Consider the following 6377-nt stretch of genomic DNA (forward strand, 5'->3'; position numbering starts at 1 on the left):
CGGCTGGTGCGGCTGTTCGAGATCGTCCGGGTGGGCGGGTCGCGCATGGGCGGCAGCTCGTCGGGCCTCGGGGCGTTCAAGGCCGCGTTGCACCTGCGCGGGATCATCGACTGCCCGGTCACCGCGCTGCCGCAGATCCCGCTGGACGACGACGAGACCCGCCGGATCGGCAAGCTGCTGGAGGACGCCGGCCTGCTGTGACCAGGCCGGCATCGCTCGCGGCCCGCCTGGGCACACGCGGCGTGGGCAGCGTGTCGCGTCACGCCTCGGCGTGGGCGGCGCGCTCGTTCGGGACGCAGTGGGTCATCTGGAGGTCCGAGACGTCGCGGGGGCCGTTGCTGCCCAGCTTGGCCAGGCGGTTGCGGTCCTCCTCCGTCAGGTCCTGGCTCTGCAGCGGCTCCAGGTGAGCCACGTCGTCCGGGCGGATGCCGAGGCCCTCGCCGACGCGCAGCCCCAGGTCGTCCTCGGCGAGCAGGCAGTGCCAGACCATGCGCTCCTGGATGGCCCGGTCGCACTGCTTGAGGTTGGTGACCAGGTTGTGCACGAGGTCGTCCCGCTCCCACTGCTCCATGAGCAGGTAACGCTGACCCGCCTGCGTGTAGTCGTTCGTGCGCGGGATGCGCTTACGGGTGAGCCTGCCCGAGATCACCGGCCCGACCTCGTCCGGGTGCCCGAACGCGGCCTCGCGCAGCCCGTCGCGTACCGACGGCTCGTAGTTGATGTGCGGGCTCTCGCCGGCCGTGTCGACGAAGTACGTCATCTGGCCGTCGCGCTGGTTGGTCCGGATGGCGGCGTTCTTCGCCTGGTTGACCGGCAGCTGCAGGTAGTTCGGACCCACCCGGTAGCGCTGCGTGTCGCTGTAGGAGAACGTCCGCCCGACCAGCATCTTGTCGTCGGAGAAGTCGAGCCCGTCCACGAGCACGCCGGTGCCGAACGCGGCCTGCTCGTTCTCGGCGAACTGGTTCTCGACGTTCCTGTTGAGGACCATGCGGCCGACCGGCTTGGCCGGGAACTCGTTCTCCGGCCACACCTTGGTGTCGTCCAGCGGGTCGAAGTCCAGCTCCGGGTGCTCGTCGTCGCTCATGAGCTGGACCAGCAGCTCCCACTCCGGGTAGTCGCCGCGCTCGATGGCGTCGTGCAAATCCTTGGTGGCGTGGCCCAGGTCGTTAGCCTGGACGGCGGCGGCGTCGGCCGCGGTCATGCTGCGGACGCCCTGCTTCGGCATCCAGTGGTACTTCACCAGGAACGACTCGCCCTGGGCGTTGACCCACTTGTAGGTGTTCACGCCGAAGCCCTGCATGTGCCGGTAGTCTGCCGGGATGCCGCGCGGGCTGAACAGGTTGACGAGCATGTGCATGCTCTCCGGCGTCTGCGACATGAAGTCGAAGATCCGGTTCGGGTCCTGGCGGAACGTCACCGGGTCCGGCTTGAGCGAGTGGATGACGTCGGGGAACTTGATGGCGTCCCGGATGAAGAAGACCGCCAGGTTGTTGCCGACGAGGTCCCAGTTGCCGTCCTCGGTGTAGAACTTGATCGCGAAGCCGCGCGGGTCGCGGGCGGTCTCGGCCGAGTCGCGTCCGCCGATGACCGTCGAGAACCGTACGGCGACGTCGGTGCGCTTGCCGGGCTCCTGGAAGAGCTTGGCTCTGGTGTACCTGCTGACCGGCTCGTCGCCGATCTTGCCGTACGCCTCGAAGTATCCGTAGCTCAGCGTGCCCCGGGCGTGGACGACGCGTTCGGGGATGCGTTCGCGGTCGAAGTGGCTGATCTTCTCCAGGAACTGGTAGTTCTCCAGCGTCGCGGGGCCGCGTGCGCCGACCGTGCGCTGGTTCTGGTTGTCGTGGACGGGGTGCCCCTGACGGTTGGTCAGCACCTCGCGCTTGTCTCCGGGCTGTGAACCCATGCCGGAAACGTCGGTCATCGTAGCGTTCCTTCCCCTGGATGCGTTCCACCCCCGCCTGCCCGTGAACCTGGAACGGAAACCGCAGGTCAGGTCCGTGAAGGGCCGTCGAACACCCGCACCTCGTGCTCGTCGTCGGGGGCCAGGAACTCCAGCAGCCGCCGCGCCTCCTTCTCGGCCTCGTCCAGCGCGCCGACCGGCTGCCAGAGGTGCAGGCCCAGCGTGGAGACGCCCTTGGCGCGCGTGACCGTCCAGTCGCCCGCCATGACGCCGTCGGCCAGGATGGCGCGCGGCATCACGTTGGCCCGCACGAACCCCTTGAGCACCTCCTTCGCCCGCTCGGTGATCACCCTCGACCGGTCGGCGTACGACAGGAACAGGTTGTCGAAGTCGTACATCAGGCGGACGGGCGCCGGGACGTCCTCGGGCGGGCGTACGGCGTCGGGCAGGTCGTACAGGGTCCTGCCGTTCTCGTCGCGGAACCGGACGAGGTCCAGCGACTCCACCACCTCGCCCAGCCGGGTCAGGCCCGACCAGGTCTGCGCGTCCATCACCGACGCCGGCCCGAACGCCGCCAGATAGCGCAGCACCAGCCCGGCCGGGGTCATGGGCGGCGTCCGGAAGTCCAGCCACGACTCGGCGCTCGTGTGCGCGACCGGGCCGCTCCTGCCCCACACGCCGCGCGGCGGCACCTGGACCAGCGGCACCAGCCAGCGCACCCCCATGCTCAGCGCCTTCGGGTCGTGCTCCGGCCACCGCTCGGCCAGCTCCCGCCCCAGCTCGGTGAACGTCATCGGCCGCTCCTCCAGCAGCGCCCGCCCGGCCGCCGCCAGCTCGGCCGGCTCGACACCCGTCAGTTGCCGGCCGAACGCGCTCCTGGTGCCGCGGCCGATGACCTCCTCCAGCAGCGGCCGCATCGCCAGGCAGTCGCGGGCCGAGACCAGGTGGATGGTGGAGCGCTGCAGCGCGATGCGGACGAGCTCGCGCGAGAGCAGCAGACCGGCGGCGTCGGCGGGGTCGAAGCCCTCGATGCGGTTCCACAGGCCGGTGTACCAGGTGTGCGGCGTCTGCGCCTGCAGCCCCGCCAGGTGCTCCACGACCTCGACCACGCTCCGGCCGGTACGGCGCAGCAGGTGCTGCCTGTCGAGCGTGGCCCGGTTGAGCGCCCTGCGACTGATGAGGGGATCCATGGAGGACAAACTAGGGCCTATTGCGGCCATCTTCGGACCGCGATACATCCCGGATGCCCCTCTCGTGGCCGCCCGTGGCGTTGCGGGGCGCTTCCTCCCCACCCGCGTCCTGACGAAGGAGAGCCAGGTCAGGGGGCGTGTGACTCGATCTCGTCACTGATGACGCGTCTCATGGCCGCGGGCCGCGTGTCCGGCCTACGCTGCTCTGCATGGGCAATCGGGTGATCGACGGCCGCTTCGAACTCGTGGAGCGGCTCGGCGGCGGGGGGATGGGCCTGGTGTGGCGGGCCTGGGACGTCGCCCTGCACCGCGAGGTCGCCCTCAAGGAGGTGCGCCCGCCCTATCCGTCCATGGACGGGCACGACGGCGCCCGCGCGCTGCGCGCCCGGGTGCTGCGCGAGGCCCGGGCGCTGGCCCGGCTCAACCACCCGCACGTCGCCACCATCCACCACATCGTCGACCCCGGCGAGCACGGCTACCCGTGGATCGTCATGGAGCTGGTCACCGGCGGCTCGCTGCAGGACCGCATCCAGCGCGGCCCCATGCCGCCCGCCGACGCCGCCCGCCTCGGCCGCGAGGTGCTCTCCGCGCTGCGGGCCGCGCACGCGGTCGGCATCCAGCACCGCGACGTCAAACCCGCCAACGTCCTGCTGCGCGAGGACGGCCGGTCGGTGCTGAGCGACTTCGGCATCGCGGCCGTGCGCGAGTCCACGCACCTGACGGCCACGGGGGCGTTCATCGGCTCGCCCGAGTACATGGCGCCCGAGCGCATCAACGGCGTGGAGGGCGACCCGGCCTCCGACCTGTGGTCGCTCGGCATGATGTTGTACGTCGCCGTCGAAGGGCGGCATCCGCTGCGCAGGACCACCACGCTGGCGACGCTGGCGGCCGTGCTCAACCAGGACGTGCCGCCGCCCGAACGCGCCGGGCCGCTCGGCCCCGTCCTGAAGGCGCTCCTCACCCGCGACCCGGCGGCCCGGCCCGACGCCGAGACCCTCGACCTCATGCTGGCCGCCGCGGCCGACCCGGGCGAGCCGCCCGCGCCTCCGCACGCCACGGGCTCGGGCCGACGTCCCGGGACCCGCCACCGCCGGACGTCCGCCCCCATGAGCCGGGCCGACCCCGCCGGGGCACCGGACCGGGACTCCTGGACCTCGGCACAGCACGGCGGGACACCGGACGCGCACCCCCGGACGCCGGCGCGGTACGGCGGGGCATCGGACCAGGATCTGTGGACGTCGGCGCGGCACGAGGGGACACCCGATCGGGACCCGGATCCGGGTTCGCGGACGTCGGGGCAGCAGGCCGGGACACCGGGCAGGCCGCCCTCGACGTCGGCACAGTCCTCCACGGGGTCCGCCCGGCCTCCCGGGGGGCCGTCGTCCGGCGGCGTCCCACCGGGTGAGGCGTCGTGGGAGGTCCCTGCTCCGCGCCCCCGCCGTCGCGGCGGCGCGGGAGCGGCGGTGGCGCTGTCACTGTCGGCGGTCGTGGTGGCCGGGGTGCTGGTCTGGCACTTCCTCCCCGCGCCGGGGCAGGGCGCCATCCCGTACGCCGGCCGCGTGACCCCCACCTCCGCCCCCGGCCTGCCGACCGGCTCACCGAGCGGCACCGCCGAACCGGAGGAGGAGAACCTCCTGACCCCCGACGGCATCCGCGCCATGATCAGCGAACTCCGCCCCGTCATCGGCGGCGACAAGATCGTCGAGATGGTGGTCTACCCGACGTACGCCTCCGTCGACGTGCCGCTCAAGGACGACCCCGAGCTCTACGACACCTACGCCTACCGTGACGGCGCGGTCATCCACGCGGGCAGGGGCGGCAAGGTCGGCACACCGCTGGTCGACCTCGGCGCCTTCGACTGGGACGCCATCCCCGCCCTGCTCAGAAAGGCCAACAGGAGCCTGGGCGTCCCCAAGCCCACCTCCCGCTACCTCATCGTCGACCCCGACTACGCGTTCGCCGCCATGCGGCAGGTGCTGCTGGTCTACGTCTCCGACGGCTACCGCTCCGGCTACCTGGTCGCCAGCCCCAAGGGCAAGATCCTCAAGCTCCACCCCGACGACTGACCCCCTGCCGGCCCGACTCCCGCACCCGGGACGGTCTAGCAGCTGTCGCGGTAGCCGCTCTCCGGGATCAGGCGGGTCCACTCCGCCCTGCTCAGGGGGCCGCTCGCGCGGGCGCACACCTCCTGCACCGCCAGCGCCGGGTCGATCGCGGTCTCGCGTACGGTGCCGTCGAGGGCCACGCCGCGCAGCCGGCGGCCGTCCTGGCTGAAGGCGAGTCCGCCGGCCCACGAGCCGACCTGGCCGACCTCGCGCAGCGTGCGGGTGTCCCACAACGACGTGCGGGTGGCGTTCACGGCCAGCAGGTCGCCGTCGGGGGAGAAGCGCAGTTCGTCCACCGGCGCGGGGCCGGCCTCGATGGTGCCGAGGGGTTCGCGGTCGCGCACGTCCCACAGGAGCACCCGGCCGCCCTCCAGCCCGAACGCCAGCCGCCGGCCGTCGGGCGAGAACGCCAGCGCGGTGGCCTCGGCGCCGTCACCGGCGAGGGCCGCGCGTTCCAGCGGGGCGACCTGGCCCGTCCGCAGGTCGAGCAGGCGCGCGCCGGCGGCCAGGGTCGCGCCGTCGGGGCTGAAGGCCAGCGCCGGGGCGCCCGCCCCCTCGTACGCCCTGACGCGGCGGCCGGTGCGGACGTCCCAGGTCTCCACCACGTCGCCGCGCGCCGTGGCCAGCGTCCGGCCGTCGGGGGAGAGCGCCACGGAGGGGACGTCGCCGCCCGCCTCCACGGCGATCACCTGCCTGCCGCCGGCCACCTCCCACACGGTCACCGGGTCGCCCGCGACGGCCAGCAGCCGACCGGCCGCGTCGAACGCCAGGTCGCCGGCGGCGTCGATGCGGCCGAGCGTCCTGCGCGCCTCGGTGTCGGTGAGCTCGATCGTGTTCCCGACCTCCTTGGCGGCGACGCGGCCGTTGCCGGAGAACTCGGCCACGTGGTCGTCGCCGCCGGACGGCGCGGGCAGGCCGGAGACGTCGAGCGACACCACGGAGCCGGTGGCGGTGAGGTAGCGCAGGGCGTGGCCGTCGGCGGAGAACGCCAGGCCGTGGCCGGGGTTGCGGAGCGGGTAGGAGCCGGTCAGGCGGCGTTCGGCGACGTTCCAGACGCGTACCTCGCCGTCGCCGGGGAGGGCGAGCAGGCGGCCGTCGGGGCTGAAGACCGGCGGTCCGGCCGAGGCGCCGGGCACGACCTCGACGCCGTCCCGCACCTCGACGCCCCACCCGGCCGCATCC

4 protein-coding genes and 1 pseudogene are annotated in these 6377 nt (G+C 72.9%); 2 read left to right on the top strand and 3 right to left on the bottom strand.

What is annotated here, in order from left to right; genetic code table 11:
* A pseudogene (locus C1J01_RS45120) lies at positions 1-201 on the top strand (dihydrodipicolinate synthase family protein); the annotation flags it as partial.
* A gap of 58 nt (positions 202-259) precedes the next feature.
* Here the strand turns inward: C1J01_RS45120 and C1J01_RS45125 are convergent.
* Both C1J01_RS45125 and C1J01_RS45130 read right to left on the bottom strand, forming a co-directional pair.
* Entirely contained in the window at positions 260-1921 is a 1662-nt protein-coding gene (locus tag C1J01_RS45125; RefSeq protein WP_111185156.1) for a catalase, read from the bottom strand.
* Between the two features lie 68 nt (positions 1922-1989).
* On the bottom strand, positions 1990-3090 hold the full coding sequence (locus C1J01_RS45130; RefSeq protein ID WP_111185157.1) for a winged helix DNA-binding domain-containing protein: 1101 nt from the start codon (positions 3088-3090) through the stop codon (positions 1990-1992).
* 209 nt (positions 3091-3299) lie between these two features.
* On the opposite strand from C1J01_RS45130, the gene C1J01_RS45135 reads away from it, so the two are divergent.
* The gene (locus C1J01_RS45135; protein WP_220040438.1) at positions 3300-5156 is read left to right on the top strand and encodes a protein kinase domain-containing protein; all 1857 of its coding nucleotides are present in this window, start codon (positions 3300-3302) and stop codon (positions 5154-5156) included.
* Positions 5157-5191: 35 nt separating this feature from the next.
* Here the strand turns inward: C1J01_RS45135 and C1J01_RS45140 are convergent.
* The coding region (locus C1J01_RS45140) for a WD40 repeat domain-containing protein (protein ID WP_181449319.1) at positions 5192-6377 on the bottom strand (1186 nt) is incomplete at its 5' end.

Origin of the sequence: Nonomuraea aridisoli (genome assembly GCF_003236395.1) — a bacterium.
GTDB classification, from domain to species: domain Bacteria; phylum Actinomycetota; class Actinomycetes; order Streptosporangiales; family Streptosporangiaceae; genus Nonomuraea; species Nonomuraea aridisoli.

What these genes read in the sequence shown, in the direction of transcription:
- C1J01_RS45135 (WP_220040438.1), top strand. Translation starts at nt 3,300, where the DNA reads ATGGGCAATCGGGTGATCGACGGCCGCTTCGAACTCGTGGAGCGGCTC.
- C1J01_RS45125 (WP_111185156.1), bottom strand. Translation starts at nt 1,921, where the DNA reads ATGACCGACGTTTCCGGCATGGGTTCACAGCCCGGAGACAAGCGCGAG.
- C1J01_RS45130 (WP_111185157.1), bottom strand. Translation starts at nt 3,090, where the DNA reads ATGGATCCCCTCATCAGTCGCAGGGCGCTCAACCGGGCCACGCTCGAC.